Genomic DNA, 13,936 nt, shown 5'->3' on the forward strand with positions numbered 1-13,936 from the left:
TCGGACCGCCGTGACAGGATCGGATCATGTTCACGGTGCTGCTCTATCTGCTGATCATGGCGCTGGTCGGTGGGCTGTTGTTCCTGGCCGCCTCCGCGGTGTTCGGGCGCGGTGAGGAGATGGCCCCGCTGCCGCCGGGGACCACCGCCACCATGCTCCCGGCCGAGGACGTCACCGGGGCCGACGTCCGCGCGCTGCGGTTCCAGCAGACCGTGCGCGGATACAAGGCCGCCGAGGTGGATTGGGCACTGGATCGGCTGGGTCGCGAGATCGATTCGCTGCGGGGCGAATTGGCGAGCCTGCGCGAGGCGCCGGTTCCCGGGCCGGAGAAGCCATGAGCGAGGACGCGTCCTACGACGGCCGGACCCGGTGCCCGTGGGCGGTCGACGGGTCGGGATCGCGGATCTACCGCGACTACCACGACGAGGAATGGGGCGTGCCCCTGAGAGGTCGAGACGAGCTCTTCGAGCGGTTGTGCCTGGAGGCCTTCCAGTCGGGGCTGTCCTGGATCACCGTGCTCCGCAAGCGGGAGGCCTTCCGCTCCGCGTTCGCGGGGTTCGACGTCGAGGCGGTGGCCGCGTTCGGAGCCGACGACGTCGAGCGGCTGCTCGGCGATCCTGGGATCGTCCGCAATCGGGCGAAGATCGAGGCCTGCGTCGCGAACGCGGGGGCCGTGCTCGAGATGCCGGACACCGATCTCGACTCGTTGCTCTGGTCGTTCGCACCCGAGCCACGCCCGAGCCGGTTACGGACCGTCGACGAGGTGCCCGCGGTGACCGCGGAATCGACGGCCATGGCCAAGGAACTCAAGCGTCGGGGGTTCAAGTTTGTTGGTCCCACCACGGCATATGCCCTGATGCAGGCGACCGGGATGGTCGACGATCACCTGCTCGATTGCTGGGTCGGGGTGCGCCGCTGAGCCCGGTTTCCGGTCCGCATTCGATCGGAAACGAGACTCAGGTTCCCGGCATTCCTTGCAATAGGGAAGAATGGCACATGTGATCCCCGACAACAGCTGTCGGGGTACCGACGGTAAGCCTAGGCGCAGAGCTTGTCAGCGCAGATCTGGAGGGAGCAGGTAATGGCGGCCATGAAGCCCCGGACCGGTGACGGTCCCCTCGAAGCCACCAAGGAAGGGCGAGGAATCGTCATGCGGGTTCCGCTCGAGGGTGGAGGTCGGCTCGTCGTCGAGCTGACCCCGGAAGAAGCCGCCGCGCTCGGAGACGAGCTGAAGGGCGTCACCAGCTAACTCCTCGCAAGGTTCGGTGCGGCGCACGTTGCCGGACGCGAACCTTCAGGCATACGGCCCCGCTTGCCACCTCGGCTCGCGGGGTCTTTGCGGTGCAATCGACAGAGAGGCGGACCGATGCTGGCCGAGGTCGTCGGGCTGCTCGCCTGCCCACACTGCGGCGGCGGACTGGACGTCGCCGACCGCACCCTGCTGTGCGAACAGGGACACAGCTTCGACATCGCCAGGCAGGGCTACGTCAGCCTGCTGTCCGGGGCCGCGAAGTTCACCGGCGACAGCGCCGAGATGATCGCGGCCCGTGCTCGATTCCTCGACAGCCAGCATTTCGACCCGCTGATGGACGCGGTGGCGCGCGCGTGCGCCACCGATGTCCCGGTGGACCCGGCGGTGCTCGAGGTCGGCGCGGGCACCGGGCATTACCTCGCCGCCGTCCTCGACGCGCTGCCCGCCGCGCGGGGTATCGGTGTCGACGTCTCCAAGGCCGCCGCGCGATGGCTCGCCCGCAGCCATCCCCGGGCGGGCTCGGTGGTCGCCGACATCTGGACCCAGCTGCCGGTCCGCGCGCACGCCCTCAGCCATGTGCTGTCGATCTTCGCCCCGCGCAACGCCGCGGAATTGCGCCGGGTGCTGCGGCCGGACGGAACGCTGATCGTGCTGACCCCGACGGATCGGCACCTGCGTGAACTCGTGGACCTGCTCGGCCTGGTTCGGGTGGACGAGAACAAGACGGTGCGCCTCGGCGCCAGCATGTCCGGGTACTTCGAGCGGGCCGACCGGGTCGCCGTCGAGTACCCGATGACACTCTCGCGCACCGATGTCGACAGCCTGATCGCGATGGGCCCGTCGGCGCGTCACCTCGGCGACGAGGCGCGAGCGCAGCGTATCGCCCGGCTGCCCGAGACCTCGACGGTGACGGCCTCTGTCACGATCAGTAGCTACCGCCCGGTCCCTGCGGCGGGCCGACGCCCGGTGTAGCCCTCGCTCGCGGCCTGGTAGACCGCGAGGGTCTGCTTGGCGATCTCCTCCCAGGAGAACTCGGCGATCGCCCGTGCCCGGCCCGCCCGGCCCATCGCGGCCGCGCGGTCGCGGTCGGAGGCGACGGTGTTGACCGCCGTGGCCAGCGCATGCTCGAACGCCTCCGGCTCGTAGGAGTTGTAGTGCACCAGCGTCCCGGTCACGCCGTCCTCGACCACCTCGGGAATGCCGCCGACGTCCGAGGCCACCACCGCGGTCTCGGTGGCCATCGCCTCCAGGTTCACGATGCCGAGCGGCTCGTACACCGAGGGGCACACGAACACCGTTGCCGCGGACAGGATCTCCCGGACCTGCGCGGTGGGCAACATCTCCCTGACCCAGAACACGTTGCGCCGTGCCTCGGACAGCTTCGCGACCGCCCGCTCGGTCTCCTCGGCGATCTCCGCGGTGTCGGGCGCGCCGGCGCACAGCACCAGCTGCACGTCCGGGTCGAAGTCGTGGGCCGCCGCGATCAGGTGGCCGACCCCCTTCTGCCGGGTGATCCGGCCGACGAACGCCGCGATGGGAGCGTCCGGGTCGACGCCCAGATTGCGCAGGACCGAGGTCGGGCGTTCGCCGCCGAAGTCCGGGTACCAGACATCGGTGTCAATCCCGTTGCGCACCACGTGCACTCGATCCGGATTGACGAAGGGATAGGCGTCGAGCAGGTCGAGGCGCATGCCGGCGCTGACAGCGATGATGGCGTCGGCGTACTCGACCGCGTTGCGTTCGGACCAGGAGGAGATGCGGTAGCCGCCGCCGAGCTGCTCGGCCTTCCACGGGCGCCGGGGCTCGAGCGAGTGCGCGGTCATGATGTGCGGCACCCCGTAGAGCTCGCCTGCGAGGTGACCCGCCAGGCCGGTGTACCAGGTGTGTGAGTGCACCACGTCGGCCGCGCCCGCCGCCTGCGCCATCCGCAGCTGCGCCGACAGCATGGTCAGCGCGGGATTGGAGCCGGCCAGAGCGGGATCGGGCCGGTGCACGATGGCGCCCTCGCGGGGCTCGCCCATGCAGTGCACCTCGACATCGCAGAGCCGCGTGAGCTGGGCCACGAGCTCGGTGACGTGGACCCCCGCGCCCCCGTAGATCTCCGGGGGGTACTCCCTGGTCATCATCGCAACCCGCACGCGATAAACGTAGCCGCCGAGCCGACTTGGGGCTACCGCTGGCGGGGGTCAGGCGCGGCCGATAGGTTGACAGGGTGAGGAGCCAGCCGCATGTGCTCGGAATCGTGCTCGCCGGAGGCGAAGGGAAACGTCTGTACCCCTTGACCGCTGACCGGGCCAAGCCGGCGGTGCCGTTCGGCGGGGCCTACCGCCTGATCGACTTCGTACTCAGCAACCTGGTCAACGCCGGCTATCTCCGGATCTGTGTGCTGACCCAGTACAAGTCGCATTCCCTCGACCGCCACATCTCGCAGACGTGGCGGCTGTCGGGTTTTGCGGGGGAGTACATCACCCCTGTCCCGGCACAGCAGCGGCTCGGCCCGCGCTGGTACACCGGCAGCGCGGACGCGATCTTCCAGTCGCTCAACCTGGTCTACGACGAGGACCCCGAGTACATCGTGGTGTTCGGCGCCGACCATGTGTACCGGATGGATCCCGAGCAGATGGTCCAGCACCACATCGACTCGGGCGCGGGGGTCACCGTGGCCGGGATCCGGGTGCCGCGCAGCGAGGCGTTCGCGTTCGGCTGCATCGACAGCGACGAGTCGGGCCGGATCACCCAGTTCCTGGAGAAGCCGGCGCATCCGCCCGGCACCCCGGACGACCCGAACGCGACGTTCGCGTCGATGGGCAACTACGTGTTCACCACGAAGGTGCTGGTGGACGCCATCCGCGCCGACTCGGAGAACTCGGACTCCGACCACGACATGGGCGGCGACATCATCCCGGCGCTGGTCGCCGCGGGGATGGCCAATGTCTACGACTTCAAGGACAACGTGGTGCCCGGCGCCACCGACCGGGACCGGGGGTACTGGCGGGACGTCGGCACCCTCGACGCGTTCTACGAGGCACACATGGACCTGGTGTCCGTGCACCCGGTGTTCAACCTCTACAACCGGCGCTGGCCGATCCGCGGCGCGGCGGAGAACCTGGCGCCCGCCAAGTTCGTGCAGGGTGGGCTCGCCCAGGAATCGGTGGTGGGCGCCGGCTGCATCCTGTCCGCCGCGACCGTGCGCAACTCCGTGCTCAGCTCCAACGTGATGGTCGACGACGGCGCCACCGTCGAGGGCAGCGTGTTGATGCCGGGCGTGCGCGTCGGCAAGGGCGCGGTGGTGCGGCACGCGATCCTGGACAAGAACGTGGTGGTCGGCGAGGGCGAGATCATCGGCGTCGACCTCGAGCGCGACCGGCAGCGGTTCGCGATCAGCCCCGGTGGTGTCGTCGCGATCGGCAAGGGCGTCTGGATCTAGGGCATCTCTCCCAATCGCGTCGTCCTGGTCGGGTAACGGTTCGATGCGCCGGTTCGCCGCGGCGTCTCGGGTGAGTAACGAGATCTTCGTCCGCAATCCATGAACCCCGTCTGCCTGGTCTAATGGAATGCTCAGAGACAGAATAGATTTCGACAGCGAGTACGCCCTAACCCAAGATCCGCCGGCCACCCGTACCGGTCAGTCGTACACGCGCGCGGGGGCCCAGAGTTTCGGGACGCGCGATGAGCGAAGCAGTGCTGGGGCTCTCCGTGAGCAGAAGCGAGCCGGCGCAACCCCGCCTCGAGCCGGTGCAGCGAATCGACATCGAGGCAGGCGGCGGTCGCATCGTTCTCCGCGGGCTGCTCGCGATTGCGACGTTGAAACCTGCGCAGGCCGCGCTTCTCGTCACCGATGTGATCGATCAGCTCGAGCTGGTGCGGAGCCGGGACGGCTACCCGATCCTCCGCGACCAGGCGGTGACGGTATCCGACCGGGGACAGCTCGCGATCGATCGCACCGGGAGTGCGGCGTCCTGGCACGACGTGCAGGATGCGGTGGCGAGTCTGCTTCGAAGCATCGCGACGAACTGTCGTGATCGCGCGCTCGCCGACCGGCTGGACGAATCTATCGACCGAACAACAGATCTGGCCGACCTGGCCCGCGGGGTTCGCGGCGCGGTCGCACCGTCGCTCGACCCCTCCACGGTGGGAAGGACGCGGTGTCAGCTCGCGGAGCTCGTCTCGGCGACAAGGGGACGGACGCTCTCGGACGATCGGGTGGTCACGGACCGCGCGAACTCGCAGAGCCTGCCGGCCCCGGCGGTCGGATCGTCGCTCGCCCCGAAGGGCTGGTATCCACCCATCGGGAATCCGTGGCATCGGCGACGGAGACGGCTGTCGCGTCGCCGGGGTGTGCTCGGCCTGATAACGATCCTGTTGCTCGTCGGGGCAGTGTGGGTAGCGCCCGGTGCGTGGTCGGAGCTGCGCCGGGGCTGGGATACCGTTCTCCATCCGGTGAATCCGTCGGAGCAGAATCACATCAGTCCGGTCTCGCCGCCGCCACCCGCGCCCGAAGCCGACCAGGAGACCTCGCCGACCGCGCAAGGAACCGCCGAGGCGGGTCCGGTTCGTACCGGTCTTCCTGGCAGCGCGGGGCCGATCACCCGGGTCACCGCCACCTTCGCCAACGGCGAATGCTCGACGGGACAACCGTGCACCATGCGGGTCGACGTCCACGTCGATCCCGCGGCGAACGTCGAAGCGGTGACCTGGCACGTGAGCGTGTACGACCGATGCTCCGGAGCCGTCCATCCGGGCAATGACGTCACGATGCCCGTGCCGCCGGGTGGGCAGCAGGTGTACGGCATCGCAAGCGTCGTCCTGCCGCACGCCCCCGCGCTCGCCGTCGCCGGGCTGACCAGCGCCCCGGCGGCAGCCGCGTCGGAGCCGGCATTCGTGCCCGCCGAGAACGCAACCTGCTGAGGCGTGGTCGCATGCAGGCGCACCAACGAGAATCCGATCCCTGGCTCGTCGGGGCGGCGATCACCCTCGTCGTTCTCGGCCTGCTCAACCTGATCTCGACAGGGAAGTCGACGGACGCGGTGCGCCACGCACTCTTCGCCGCCGTCGGCCTCGGTGCGATGTACGCGATCTCGCGCCTGCGGCCCAGCAACCTCCGACGATTCGGCTGGACGTTGTTCGCCGCCTCGGTTGTCCTGCTCGCGGCGGTGCCACTCATCGGGGTCGCGACCAAGGGTGCCCAGCGCTGGCTGAACTTCGGCCTGTTCACCGTTCAACCCTCCGAGCTCGCCAAGTTGGCACTGGTACTTGTCCCCGCGGCGATCTTGGCGGGTGGGTACACCCTCGGCCGGTTCGCAGCGACCCTGTTGATCTCGAGTGTGCCGATCGGCCTGGTCGCGCTGCAGCCCGACCTGTCGACCGCCGTGGTGCTCGCCTCGACCGTGATACTCATGCTGATCCTGGCCAGGGTGCCGCTGCTGCCACTGCTCCCGCTGTTCGCGCTCGGGATCGCTTCGTTGCCCCTTGCCGTGCTGTTTCTCCGGCCCTACCAGCTCGAGCGCATTCACGTGTTCCTCTCGAGCAACGCCGACCCGCAGGGGTCGGGTTGGGCTGCGTTGCAGGCGGACATCGCGATCGGCAGCGGCGGCTGGTTCGGTCTGGGGCGTGAACCGTTCTACGACCTGAGGGCCGAGTACCTTCCCGAATCGGAGCACGACCTCGCCTTCGCGAGCCTCGTGTACGGATGGGGTCTGTTCGCCGGTCTGGCAGTCGTGATCGCCACGATGGTCATCGTGTGGCGAGCCGCGCTGGCCGCCCGAACGGCGCGGACCCGGGAAGCTGCCCTCGTCGCAGCCGGGATCGGTGGGCTGTTCGGAGTGCAGGCCGTGGTCTCGATCGCTCAGAGCCTGTCGCTTCTGCCACACACCGGCATGCCGATCCCGCTGTTCAGCTACGGGGGCACGGCCGCAATCCTCGGATTCGTTGCGATCGGGCTGGTGCTCGCGATCCGCCGCGACGGCGTCACGCGTCCCCTGTGGGCCACCGAGTCCAGACGGCGCCGCCTACCCCGAGGAGTGTCGGCAGGCGCCGTCACGGTCACGGCGATGCTCCTCGTGCTGTCGGTGTTCGCGTGGCAGCTGCAGAGCGGCCGGGGTGTGGAGTTTCGCGCGATGAGCGACCGGCAGATGGAGCGTTGCATCCGCCTACCCGCCGAGCGGGGTCACATCCTCGACCGCAACGGCGAGCCGCTCGCGTACAACGTCCCCGAATACGCCGTTGCGGTGGTTGCCCGAATGTTCGATCGCGACGACGGGCCCGTGCGCGCCGAACTGGCCGCGCTGCTCGGCGTCGCGCCGGAACAGCTGGCGGCGACCCTGGAGAGCGGCGGCGACGAGTTGGAGGTCGTTCTTGGACGGGTGACGCCCGAGCAGGCTCGGCGAATCGTGGACGCCCAGATCCCGTGGGTGCTCGTGTACCCGACCGGGCGCAGGCACTACACGGACGGAGCATCGCTGGCATCCATCCTCGGGCACGTCGGGCTCGCGGACCCGCAGGACATGGAACGCTGGCCACAACTTGCCCTCGGATCACGGGTCGGCAAAGCGGGACTCGAAAAGCGGTACGACGCGCTGCTCCGCGGCACCGACGGCAGGCAGTGCATGTACGTCGCTCCCTCTGGGCGTCTGGTGGCCACCGGCGAGCGGGTGGACCCGGTGCGAGGACACGACCTGCGGTTGCACCTCGACATGGGGCTGCAGCGGCTCGCGACCGACGCGCTGACCGACGCGGTGCGCACCAGCGGGGGCGACATGGGCGCGGCGATCGTGATGGACGCCCGCACCGGGGCGGTGTTGACGCTGGCCAGCGTGCCCGGATTCGACAACAACCTCTACGGCCCTCCGGTCGACACGGTCGCGCTGGCGGCACAAACCGAGGGGCCCGGGCCGGGACGGATGCTCAACCACGCCGCCCAGTCCGCGGCCCCGCCGGGCTCGACCTTCAAGATCGTCGTCGCGGCGGCGAATGCGAAGTACAACGTGCTGTCGCCGGACGCCGTACTCGCAGGCGGTGCGTCATACACCTATGGAGGGCACACATTCGCGAACTGGCAGCCGATGGGACCGAACAGTTTGATCGGGGCGATCCAGTGGTCGGATAACGTCTACTTCTACCAGCTCGCCGAGCTCCTCGGCCCCGAGCGAATCGCGGCGACCGCTACGGAGCTCGGGGTGGGTGAGGAATCGGGGATCGACCTGCCGGGCGAGTCCGCGGGTTTCCTTGGCACACCGGAGAACGTCGCCAGCATCGGGGGAACCTGGTATCCGGGGTCGACCCTGCTGATGGGTATCGGTCAGGGCACCGTCAGCGCGACTCCGGTGCAGTTGGCGCGCTGGACGTCGGGCATCGCCACGGGCTCGACGGTGACACCGCAGCTCGCCGCGGCGTACGGGCCGGACGCCTTGCCCATTCCCACCGCGGAGCCTCGTCGACTGTCCTTCGCGGACCAACTCGGCCCCGTGCGAGCGGGGATGCGGGCATCCGCCGCAGCCGGTACCGCCGGGCAGCTGGCCACCTTGCCGGTCGCGGCGGGCGCCAAGACCGGAACGGCGGAGGATCCGTCGGCGCCAGGAAAGGGCCTCAATGCCTGGTTCTCCGCGGTGGTGCCCTTCGACGCTCCCGAGATCGTGGTCTCGGTGCTGGTCCGTGGCGGTGGTTTCGGATCGGCGACATCCGGGCCCGTCGCCAAGAAACTCCTCGAGCGTTACCTCGCGCAACCCCGGGCGGTGCCGAACCGCTGATCCCCGATCCACCGCGGGGATGCTCCTGATGTGCGCTGATCAGTCGCTGTAGGCGGCAACGACTTCGGGGTGGTCGAGACAAGCAGTCGCACCTTCGGCGACACAGGTCAGCGGGCGCTCGGCCGTCTTCACCGGGAGCCCGAAGGACTCTTCGAGCAGCTGCGACAGGCCGCGCAGAAGCGACCCACCGCCGAGCACCAGGAGTCCCTCCGACATCACGTCACCGATCGCCTGCGCGGGAATGTCCTCCAGGCACTCGGCCAGTGTCTGCACGATCCCAATTGCGGTCGGCCGCAGCGCATCCACGATCTCCTCGGTCTCGAGTGTGACCAGACGTGCCCGGCCGGTCACGGCGTCGCGGCCCTCGACGACGAGCGACTGCCCCTCGGCAGTCTCGGGCGCACCGACCTTCACCCGCTCGGCGGTGAGCTCGCCGACGATGATGTTGTGCTCGGTCCGCAGGTAGTGAGACAGCGCGTTGGTCAGTTCATCCCCCGCGAGTCGGCAACTGCGATGCGAGAGCATGCCACCGAAACAGAATGCGGTGACTTCCGAAGTGCCGCCGCCGATGTCGACGACGAGGTGGGCGCGGGGTTCGAGCGGGTTGATCCCGCAGCCGAGTGCCCCCGCGACCGGCTCCGGGATAAGCCCGACCTTGCGCAGACCGGCCTCGTGCCCGACCTCGAGCAGTGCCCGACGCTCGAGCGAGGTGGCGCCCGCAGGAACAGCGAAGACGCCCTTCGGCCGCAGACCGTAGTGCCTGCTCGGGGCCGCGCGCTTGATGACGGCCGTGACGAATGCCCTGGCCGACTCGAGGTCGACGATCACCCCATCGCGCATCGGACGAACGGGCGTGACCCCCACGGGATTGCGGCCGACCAGGTCCCGCGCGTCGATACCGATCGAGAGAGCGTGGTGCGGTTCCTTTTCTCGAACCAGCATGAACGATGGCTCGTTCAGGACGATGCCGTCTTCGGGGGTGCCGACGACAGTGTTGGTGGTTCCGAGATCGATACCAAGTCCGCTCACGTCGGCCTCCGAGAGGTGTTCCAGCGAGATGATTTGATCGTACGCAGCGGCCCCGACGTTCGGTCGATATCGCGCTGACTCGTCGAAGATCTCGCGAAACTGGTCCATCCCGGTGGCGTCGTCGCCGTCGGCGAGGGCCACCCGGATCTAGCCGGCGGTCGCGCGCACCGGCTCGGTGGACCTCATCAACTCGGCCCAGGACTCGACGTTCGGGTGGCGCTTGAGCAGTGCCCGGCGCTGACGCTCGGTCATCCCGCCCCAGACACCGAACTCCACGCGGTTGTCGAGGGCCTCGGCGCCGCACTGGACGATGACGGGGCACCGGCGGCACGCGGCGGCCGCCTCGCGTTGGGCGGCGCCGCGAACGAACATCTGATCGGGGTGCTCGGCGCGGCACAGCGCACGCTCCACCCAGGCGTGCGGCAGGGCGAGGCGTGGGTAGTCGCAGTCGGCGGGGGCGAAGCCCCCCGACTCCGGTCGGGGGCGGTCTGAGCAGATCACGAGGTCTCATGCTGCCCCGGATCCGGCCCGCGCGATGGACAGTTGACCGGAAGTTGGTCAACTGTCCATCTCGGGGTAACGGTGCGGCTCCGGCGGGCCCCGGGAGCCGGGAGCCGGGCGAACCTACTGCCGGAGGTCGCGCCGTCGGAACGCGATCAGGCCGGCGACGAGCAGCGCCGCATCGATCACCAGGAGCCACACCAGCGGGGTGGCCTCGAATTCCGCGCCGGGCAACTTGGGTGTGTGGCTGAAGGGTTGGAGGCCCTGCACCCACTGCGGGACGCCGGAGATGGAGCCGAGCAGGAAGAGGGCGACGAAGGTCACCAGCACTCCCCACGCCACCGGGGTGAAACGCGGAACCAGTCCGAAGAGCAGCACCGTGATCGCCGCCAGCATCCAGACCGCGGGCAACTGCACGAGCCCGGTGGCAAGCACCCGGGGTAGCTTCCCTCCGATATCGCCCGCCGCGATTCCGTAGGTCAGCCCGGCCACCAGCCCGGCGGCGAGCAGGGCGACGGCCGGGCCCGCGACTGCGAAGACGATATGGCTTGCGGCCCATCGGGTCCGGCCGACTGCGCCGCAAGTCACGGACTCGGCGCGCTGCGCGGTCTCCTCGCCGTGGAGTCGCAGCGCCGAGGAGATCGCGAGCGCCGCGGCGCCGACGGCGAGCATGGTGAACGAGATCGTGATGAACGCGTCCTCGAGTGCCTGCGTTCCGCCGATCCGGCTGATGATCTCCAGGACCGCGTCGCTGCCACCGAGTTCGTCGCCGATCCCGTGTACGACGCTGCCGATCAGCAGGGCGTACAGGCTGATCCCGATGGTCCAGGCGATCAGCGTGCCGCGCTGCAGCCGCCAGGACAGGCCGAACGGGCCGCTCAGCGACCGCGTCGCGGTGGGCGAGCCCAGACGCTCGGCGATCAACCCGGCGCCGACGTCCCGCCTGCGCAGCAGTGCATAGGCCGCCGCGGTCAGCGCGATCGCCGTGGTCAGGTGCAGCAGGAGCACCCACCAGCGGTCGCCCGCGTACGGGCGCACCTGCAGCGACCAGCCCAGCGGCGACAGCCAGGACAGCGCGGACGGGCCGGCGTCGCCGACGGCACGGAGCGCGAAGGCGGTGCCCAGCACGGCAAAGGCGATGCCACGGGCGGTGCGGGCGCTGGTGCTCAGCTGGGCCGCCACGGCGGCAACGGCGGTGAACACGATCCCCGACGCCGCCAGCGCGAGCCCGAACGCGATCGAGCCCGCGTGTGGCACGTCGGTGGTGAGCAGTCCCACCGAGCCGATCAGCCCGGTCGCGATCGACGCGCCGAAGGCCACCAGCAACGCGGCGGTCAGGCCGGCGTACCGGCCGACGACGGTCGAATCGAGCAGTTCCGTCCGACCGCTCTCCTCCTCCGCCCTGGTGTGCCGGATGACGGTGAGGATCACCGCGATCGCGATCAGCGTGTAGAACATCCCGGCTTTCCAGATGCCGACGGCGCCCAGGCTGTCGTTGTAGATCTCGCCGTACATGGCGCGTTGCGCCGGGCTTCCCATGATGGTGGCCGCGAAGGCCGCACGGTCCGCCTCGGTGGGGTAGATGCTCTCGATGCTGCCCATGTAGACGGGCGCCAACGGCAACGAGAGGAGCAGTACCCACAGCGGCAGCACGATCCGGTCCCGCCGCAGGAAGAGCCGGACGAAGCCGAGGGTTCCGGTGAAATTCGATGTCCCGCGCGGGACCGCCGCGGCCGGATGCCGGGGGCCCGCGACCGTCGCGGTGCTCATGCCGACACCTTCTCCCCGGTGTGCTCGGGTCCCTCGACCTGATAGTGGCGCAGGAACAGTTCCTCGAGCGTCGGTGGCTTGCTGACCAGGCTGCGCACCCCGGCATCGCCGAGCACGCGGATCAGCTCACCCAGGTGCTCGCTGTCGACCTGGCAATGGAGGGTGTGATCGTCGATCGAGACGTCCTCGACACCCGCGAGCCGGCTGAGGTCGCCCGGGTCGCCCGTCAGCTCGGCGCTGATCGAGGTGCGGCTCAGGTGTCGCATCGACGACAGCGAGCCGCTCTCCACCGTCTTGCCCGCGCGGATGATGGTCACCCGATCGCACAGTGCCTCCACCTCGGACAGGATGTGGCTGGACAGCAGCACGGTGACGCCGCGACGGGCCGCCTCGGCGACACTCTCGCGGAATACCTGTTCCATCAGCGGGTCCAGGCCGGAGGTCGGCTCGTCGAGCAGGAGCAGCCGGGCGTTGGACGACAACGCCGAGATCAGGGACACCTTCTGCCGGTTGCCCTTCGAGTAGGTGCGCGACTTCTTGCGTGGATCGAGGTCGAAGCGCTCGATGAGCTCGGAGCGCCTGGCTTCGTCGATGCCGCCGCGCATCCGGGCCAGCATGTCGATGGTCTCGCCGCCGGTCAGCGACGGCCACAGGGTGACATCGCCCGGTACGTAGGCCAGGTCGCGGTGCAGGGTGACGGCGTCGCGCCACGGGTCGCGGCCAAGAACCGTTGCGCTGCCCGCGGTGGCCCGCAGGCTGCCGAGCAGCACCCGGATGGTTGTCGATTTGCCCGCGCCGTTGGGGCCGAGGAAGCCGTGCACCTCGCCGGGTGCGACCTGCAGGTCGAGGCCGTCGAGGGCGCGGGTCTGGCCGAAGGTCTTGACCAGGTCGCGAACGTCGATCAGTGGGGTCGTCATGGCATCTCCTCGGTCGGGGATTCCGTGTCGGGATGGGTGGTGGGGTCGTCGGCCTCGGTGGCCAGGAACGCGTCGAGCAGCGAGGAGTCGGTGAAGATCCCCTCGGCATACATCTCGAGGGCGGGCAGGGTGATCTCGTCCGACAGGTCGCGGATGGCCGTGGCGTAGTCGAGCGTCCCCTCCCGGTCCGCCCGTATCTGCAGGTAGAGCAGCAGCGCGCCGACGTTGTTGAGGGTGAGGTACCGCGCCCGCGCCTTCGGGTCGCGGCTGGCCCGCAGCTTGCCGGAGCGCACGCCGATCGCGAGGTACTCCTCGGTGTCGGCCACCATGTGTTCGAAGAGGGACTCCGCGAGCCGGCCGCCTGCCTGGAAGCTGCGCACCATGTACGCGACGACGGGCGCGTACTGCTCGAGTTCGCTCAGCGCCGCGATCGCGCCCGCAGGACCGGGCGTCGACATGGCCTGAGCCTTCTGCTCCCGGATGATCTCGAGAACGTGCGCGTCGCACTCGGCGCGCAGTCCGTCCTTGGAGCCGAAATGGTGGTTCACCAGTCCGGGGGAGACCCCGGCTGCGGTCGCGATGGCGCGGACCCCGGTGACGAAACCCTGCTCGCCGAAGACCCGGATCGCCGTGTCGCGGATCCGTGCACGGGCGGTCATGTCCCGGTCGGGGGTGGAAGAGTCGGCCATTGCTGAACGCATGTTTAGTAGATTAAACACTCG

The 13,936-nt window shown here is 69.3% G+C and carries 13 protein-coding genes; 7 read left to right on the forward strand and 6 right to left on the reverse strand.

Translation table 11 applies throughout. The annotated features are described in order from the left end of the window. Positions 1 to 26 precede the first annotated feature (26 nt). The 4 genes from ABIC28_RS12400 to ABIC28_RS12415 all read left to right on the forward strand — a co-directional run bounded on the left by ABIC28_RS12400 (position 27) and on the right by ABIC28_RS12415 (position 2,224). Positions 27 to 338 (forward strand): DivIVA domain-containing protein, encoded by a 312-nt coding sequence (locus tag ABIC28_RS12400; protein ID WP_097212531.1) that lies wholly within the window; start codon positions 27 to 29, stop codon positions 336 to 338. After that, positions 335 to 919 (forward strand): DNA-3-methyladenine glycosylase I, encoded by a 585-nt coding sequence (locus tag ABIC28_RS12405; protein ID WP_209927216.1) that lies wholly within the window; start codon positions 335 to 337, stop codon positions 917 to 919. Before ABIC28_RS12400 ends, ABIC28_RS12405 begins: the two co-directional genes overlap by 4 nt. Positions 920 to 1,081: 162 nt before the next feature. Then, positions 1,082 to 1,249: a DUF3117 domain-containing protein gene (locus ABIC28_RS12410; protein ID WP_003931055.1), complete on the forward strand. Its 168-nt coding sequence runs from the start codon at positions 1,082 to 1,084 to the stop codon at positions 1,247 to 1,249. 117 nt (positions 1,250 to 1,366) lie between these two features. Next, complete coding sequence (locus ABIC28_RS12415; protein WP_354579082.1) at positions 1,367 to 2,224, forward strand: putative RNA methyltransferase; 858 nt, start codon at positions 1,367 to 1,369, stop codon at positions 2,222 to 2,224. On the opposite strand, the gene glgA is transcribed toward ABIC28_RS12415, so the two are convergent. Continuing rightward, positions 2,185 to 3,390, reverse strand: coding sequence for a glycogen synthase (glgA, locus tag ABIC28_RS12420; protein WP_354579084.1), 1,206 nt, complete (start codon positions 3,388 to 3,390; stop codon positions 2,185 to 2,187). The two genes, ABIC28_RS12415 and glgA, sit on opposite strands and share 40 nt — an antisense overlap. A gap of 74 nt (positions 3,391 to 3,464) precedes the next feature. Here glgA and glgC point away from each other — a divergent pair, with 74 nt between their 5' ends. The 3 genes from glgC (at position 3,465) to ABIC28_RS12435 (ending at position 8,997) form a co-directional block, all read left to right on the forward strand. Continuing rightward, positions 3,465 to 4,679 carry a glucose-1-phosphate adenylyltransferase gene (gene glgC / locus ABIC28_RS12425; RefSeq protein ID WP_077042446.1) on the forward strand — a complete coding sequence of 405 codons (1,215 nt, stop codon included), beginning with the start codon at positions 3,465 to 3,467 and terminating at the stop codon, positions 4,677 to 4,679. A 242-nt stretch (positions 4,680 to 4,921) separates the two neighbouring features. After that, positions 4,922 to 6,160 carry a hypothetical protein gene (locus tag ABIC28_RS12430; RefSeq protein WP_354579087.1) on the forward strand — a complete coding sequence of 413 codons (1,239 nt, stop codon included), beginning with the start codon at positions 4,922 to 4,924 and terminating at the stop codon, positions 6,158 to 6,160. Positions 6,161 to 6,171: 11 nt separating this feature from the next. Beyond that, positions 6,172 to 8,997, forward strand: coding sequence for an FtsW/RodA/SpoVE family cell cycle protein (locus tag ABIC28_RS12435; protein WP_209927211.1), 2,826 nt, complete (start codon positions 6,172 to 6,174; stop codon positions 8,995 to 8,997). 39 nt (positions 8,998 to 9,036) lie between these two features. On the opposite strand, the gene ABIC28_RS12440 is transcribed toward ABIC28_RS12435, so the two are convergent. The 5 genes from ABIC28_RS12440 to ABIC28_RS12460 all read right to left on the reverse strand — a co-directional run bounded on the left by ABIC28_RS12440 (position 9,037) and on the right by ABIC28_RS12460 (position 13,915). After that, positions 9,037 to 10,026 (reverse strand): rod shape-determining protein, encoded by a 990-nt coding sequence (locus ABIC28_RS12440; RefSeq protein WP_209929068.1) that lies wholly within the window; start codon positions 10,024 to 10,026, stop codon positions 9,037 to 9,039. 147 nt (positions 10,027 to 10,173) lie between these two features. After that, positions 10,174 to 10,452, reverse strand: a complete 279-nt coding sequence (locus tag ABIC28_RS12445; protein ID WP_245221623.1) for a WhiB family transcriptional regulator — start codon at positions 10,450 to 10,452, stop codon at positions 10,174 to 10,176. A gap of 198 nt (positions 10,453 to 10,650) precedes the next feature. After that, positions 10,651 to 12,297 carry an ABC transporter permease gene (locus tag ABIC28_RS12450; RefSeq protein ID WP_209927210.1) on the reverse strand — a complete coding sequence of 549 codons (1,647 nt, stop codon included), beginning with the start codon at positions 12,295 to 12,297 and terminating at the stop codon, positions 10,651 to 10,653. Further along, positions 12,294 to 13,214 carry an ABC transporter ATP-binding protein gene (locus tag ABIC28_RS12455; RefSeq protein WP_354579090.1) on the reverse strand — a complete coding sequence of 307 codons (921 nt, stop codon included), beginning with the start codon at positions 13,212 to 13,214 and terminating at the stop codon, positions 12,294 to 12,296. Before ABIC28_RS12455 ends, ABIC28_RS12450 begins: the two co-directional genes overlap by 4 nt. Further along, entirely contained in the window at positions 13,211 to 13,915 is a 705-nt protein-coding gene (locus ABIC28_RS12460; protein WP_354579092.1) for a TetR/AcrR family transcriptional regulator, read from the reverse strand. The genes ABIC28_RS12455 and ABIC28_RS12460 overlap by 4 nt, the downstream gene beginning before the upstream one ends. Positions 13,916 to 13,936 lie beyond the last annotated feature (21 nt).

This window comes from Rhodococcus sp. PvR044, from assembly GCF_040548995.1.
GTDB lineage: Bacteria > Actinomycetota > Actinomycetes > Mycobacteriales > Mycobacteriaceae > Rhodococcus_G > Rhodococcus_G oryzae.

Excerpts from the sequence above, each read along its gene's own strand:
- ABIC28_RS12400 (WP_097212531.1), top strand. The coding sequence starts at position 27 with ATGTTCACGGTGCTGCTCTATCTGCTGATCATGGCGCTGGTCGGTGGG.
- ABIC28_RS12405 (WP_209927216.1), top strand. The coding sequence starts at position 335 with ATGAGCGAGGACGCGTCCTACGACGGCCGGACCCGGTGCCCGTGGGCG.
- ABIC28_RS12410 (WP_003931055.1), top strand. The coding sequence starts at position 1,082 with ATGGCGGCCATGAAGCCCCGGACCGGTGACGGTCCCCTCGAAGCCACC.
- ABIC28_RS12415 (WP_354579082.1), top strand. The coding sequence starts at position 1,367 with ATGCTGGCCGAGGTCGTCGGGCTGCTCGCCTGCCCACACTGCGGCGGC.
- ABIC28_RS12430 (WP_354579087.1), top strand. The coding sequence starts at position 4,922 with ATGAGCGAAGCAGTGCTGGGGCTCTCCGTGAGCAGAAGCGAGCCGGCG.
- ABIC28_RS12435 (WP_209927211.1), top strand. The coding sequence starts at position 6,172 with ATGCAGGCGCACCAACGAGAATCCGATCCCTGGCTCGTCGGGGCGGCG.
- ABIC28_RS12450 (WP_209927210.1), bottom strand. The coding sequence starts at position 12,297 with ATGAGCACCGCGACGGTCGCGGGCCCCCGGCATCCGGCCGCGGCGGTC.
- ABIC28_RS12455 (WP_354579090.1), bottom strand. The coding sequence starts at position 13,214 with ATGACGACCCCACTGATCGACGTTCGCGACCTGGTCAAGACCTTCGGC.
- ABIC28_RS12460 (WP_354579092.1), bottom strand. The coding sequence starts at position 13,915 with ATGCGTTCAGCAATGGCCGACTCTTCCACCCCCGACCGGGACATGACC.